The sequence below is a fragment of the Kitasatospora sp. NPDC093558 genome (genome assembly GCF_040683475.1).
Classification (GTDB): Bacteria; Actinomycetota; Actinomycetes; order Streptomycetales; family Streptomycetaceae; genus Kitasatospora.
Genome location: NZ_JBFBDY010000668.1, coordinates 1 through 3,288, shown reverse-complemented (window position 1 = coordinate 3,288; position 3,288 = coordinate 1). Strand labels below are relative to the sequence as shown.

General features: G+C 78.6%; 1 protein-coding gene. It reads right to left on the bottom strand.

What is annotated here, in order from left to right; genetic code table 11:
• On the bottom strand, positions 1-3,288 hold a 3,288-nt coding region (locus tag AB0O00_RS33450), incomplete at both ends, for a type I polyketide synthase (protein WP_363658252.1).

Below are 3,288 nucleotides of genomic sequence, written 5' to 3'. Positions count from 1 at the left end.
GCCTGTGCGCCCTGGCGGCTGACGAGGAGCAGGTGGCGCACGCCCCGGACGGCGGCCAGGTGCCGTGCGACCAGGCGGCCGAGCGCGCCGGTGGCGCCGGTGACGAGAACGGTGCCGTCCGCGTCCCACTCCGGCGCCGCGCCGGTGCCGGTGGTGGCCCGCTCCAGGCGGGCGGCGCTCACCGTGGTGCCGCGCAGGGCGAGTTGGGGTTCTCCGGTGTCCAACGCGGCGGCCAGCGGGCGGAGTTCGCTCTCCGGTGCCGTGGCATCGAGGTCCACCAGGACGTACCGGCCCGGCTGTTCGGTCTGCGCCGAGCGGACCAGGCCCCACACGGCGGCCCGGACGGGGTCGGCGGCCTCGGCGCCGCCGGCGGCGACCGCGCCGCGGGTGAGCAGGACGAGCCGGGAGTCCGCGAAGCGCTCGTCGGCCGACCAGGCGTGCAGCAGCTCCAGCACCACGCCGGTCGCCTCGCGCACGGCCTGCGGCACCGGCAGGGTGTCACCGGTGCGGCCGACGGCGACCAGCACCGTGCCGGGCACCTCCGCCCCCGCGTCGACGGCGGCGGCCAGCGCACCGAAGTCCGCGTGGCGCACGGCCGGAACGGGCCCGGCGAACGCGTCGCCCAGCACCGCCCAGTCCGCCGGGGCGGCCACCGGACCGCCGGCCGGCAGCGCCGTCCACGCCACCCGGAACAGCGCGTCGGACGTGCTCCGCAGCGCCCCCGACGGCACCGGCCGCACGGCGAGCGCGGCCACCGACGCGACCGGCCGCCCGGCGCCGTCGGCCAGCGCGAGCGCCACCGCGCCCGGCCCGGCCGGCGAGATCCGCACGCGCAGCCCGTCCGCCGCCGTCCCGTGCAGGGAGACGCCCGACCACGAGAACGGCAGCGAACCGGCCGCGACCTCCGCCGGCTCACCGAGGCCGATCGCGTGCAGCGCCGCGTCCCACAGCGCCGGGTGCAGCCCGAAGTCGCCGTCCTCGGCGGCCTCCAGGGCCACCTCCGCGTACAGGTCCCGCCCGTGCCGCCACGCGCCGCGCAGACCGCGGAACGCCGGGCCGTGCTCGATGCCCGCCTCGGCGAAGCCCGCGTACGCCTGCTCGCCGTCCAGCTCCTGCGCCCCCGCCGGCGGCCAGGCGAGCGCGAACTCCCAGTCCTGTTCGTCTGCTTCGAGAGCGCTCAGGCTGCCCGAGGCGTGCCGGGTCCACTCCGCGTCGGCCGCCGCGCCCTGCGGGCGCGAGTACAGGCGGAACGAGCACCGCCCGTCGGCCTCCGGGGCGCCCACCGACACCTGGAGGTCCACCCCGCCGTCCTCCTCCAGGACCAGCGGCACCTCCAGCGTCAGCTCCTCCAGCCGGCCGCAGCCGGCCTCCGCGCCCACCCGCAGGGCGAGTTCGGCGAGCGCCGTGCCCGGCACCAGGATCCGCCCGTGCACCCGGTGGTCGGCCAGCCACGGCTGCGCCGCCACCGACAGCCGCCCGGTGAGCAGCAGGCCGCCGCGCTCGTCGGCCAGGGCGACGGCGGCGCCGAGCAGCGGGTGCCCGACCGGCCGCAGGCCCGCCGACGCGACGTCCTCGGCGCGCCGCTCGACCGGGTTCACCCAGTAGCTCTGCCGCTGGAACGCGTAGGTGGGCAGCCCGGGCAGGTGGGCGCCGGGCAGCAGGGCGGCCAGGTCGACGGCCGCGCCCCGGGCGGCCAGCACGGCGAGCGCGCCCACGGCGGCCACCGGCTCGGGCACGGTGCGCCGCAGGACGGCCGTGCACACCGTGGCGTCGTCCCCGGCGAGGACCTCCTCGGCCAGCGCGGTGAGCACCGCGTCCGGGCCGAGTTCGACGAACGTGGTGACGCCCTCGGCGCGCAGGTGGCGCACGCCGTCCGCGAAGCGCACCGCCTCGCGGACGTGCCGCACCCAGTACTCCGGGGTGCACAGCTCGGCGGCGTCGGCCGTGCGGCCGGTCAGGTTGGACACGATCGGGATGCGCGGCGGCGCGAACGACAGCCCCGCGGCGACCGCCCGGAAGTCGTCGAGCACCGCGTCCATGCGCGGCGAGTGGAAGGCGTGCGACACGCGCAGCCGGCTGGTGCGCCGCCCCTGCGCGCGCCACTCGGCGACGAGCTCCGTGACGACGTCCTCGTCGCCGGAGACCACGACCGAGCGCGGCCCGTTGACGGCGGCGACCGCCACCCGCTCGCCGCGGCCCGCGAGCGCGGCCAGCACCTCGTCCTCGGCGGCCTCGACGGCGGCCATCGCGCCGCCCGCCGGGAGGGCCTGCATGAGCCGGCCGCGCGCCGCGACCAGGGTGCAGGCGTCCGCCAGGGTCAGCACCCCGGCGACGTGCGCGGCGGCGAGCTCGCCGACCGAGTGGCCGATCAGGAAGTCCGGCTCCGGCGCCCAGCGGGCCAGCAGCCGGTGCAGGGCGACCTCGACCGCGAACAGCGCGCACTGGGTGTACTGCGTCTCGTTCAGCAGCGCGGCCTCGGCACCGTCCGCGTCGGCGAACATCAGCGCGCGCAGCGGACGGTCCAGGTGGCGGTCCAGCTCCCGGCACACGTCGTCCAGCAGCGCCGCGAACTCGGGCGAGGCCTCGTACAGTTCGCGCGCCATGCCGGGGCGCTGGGCACCCTGGCCGGAGAACAGCCAGGCGGTGCGCCCGCCGTCCTCGGCCGCCGCGACGACGTCCGCGCGGCGGTCGCGGGCGAGGAACACGGCGAGCCCTTCGAGGAGTTCGCCCCGGTCCTGGCCGACCACGGCGGCGCCGAACCCGAACCGGCTGCGGCCCGCCAGCGTGTGCGCGACGTCCCGCGCCCGCAGTTCGGGCCGCCGCTCGACCTCGGCCAGCAGCCGCTCGGCCTGCTCGCGCAGACCCGCCTCGGTGCGGGCGGACAGCACCCAGGGGAGGGCGGGCAGGCTGGTGGTCCCGTCGTCCGCGGCGGCTTCCTCTTCCGCCTGCTCCAGCACCAGGTGCGCGTTGGTGCCGCCCAGTCCGAACGACGACACCGCCGCGCGGCGCGGGGCGCCGGTCTCCGGCCACGCGGCGCGCTCGGTCAGCAGCGACACCGCGCCGCCCGCCCAGTCGACGTGCGGCGACGGCTCGTCGACGTGCAGCGTCCTCGGCAGCACGCCGTGCCGGATCGCCTCGACCATCTTGATCACGCCGCCCACGCCGGCGGCCGCCTGCGCGTGGCCGATGTTGGACTTCAGCGAGCCCAGCCGCAGCGGCCGGTCGGCCGGCCGGTCCTGCCCGTAGGCGGCGAGCAGCGCCTCCGCCTCGATCGGGTCGCCGAGCGCG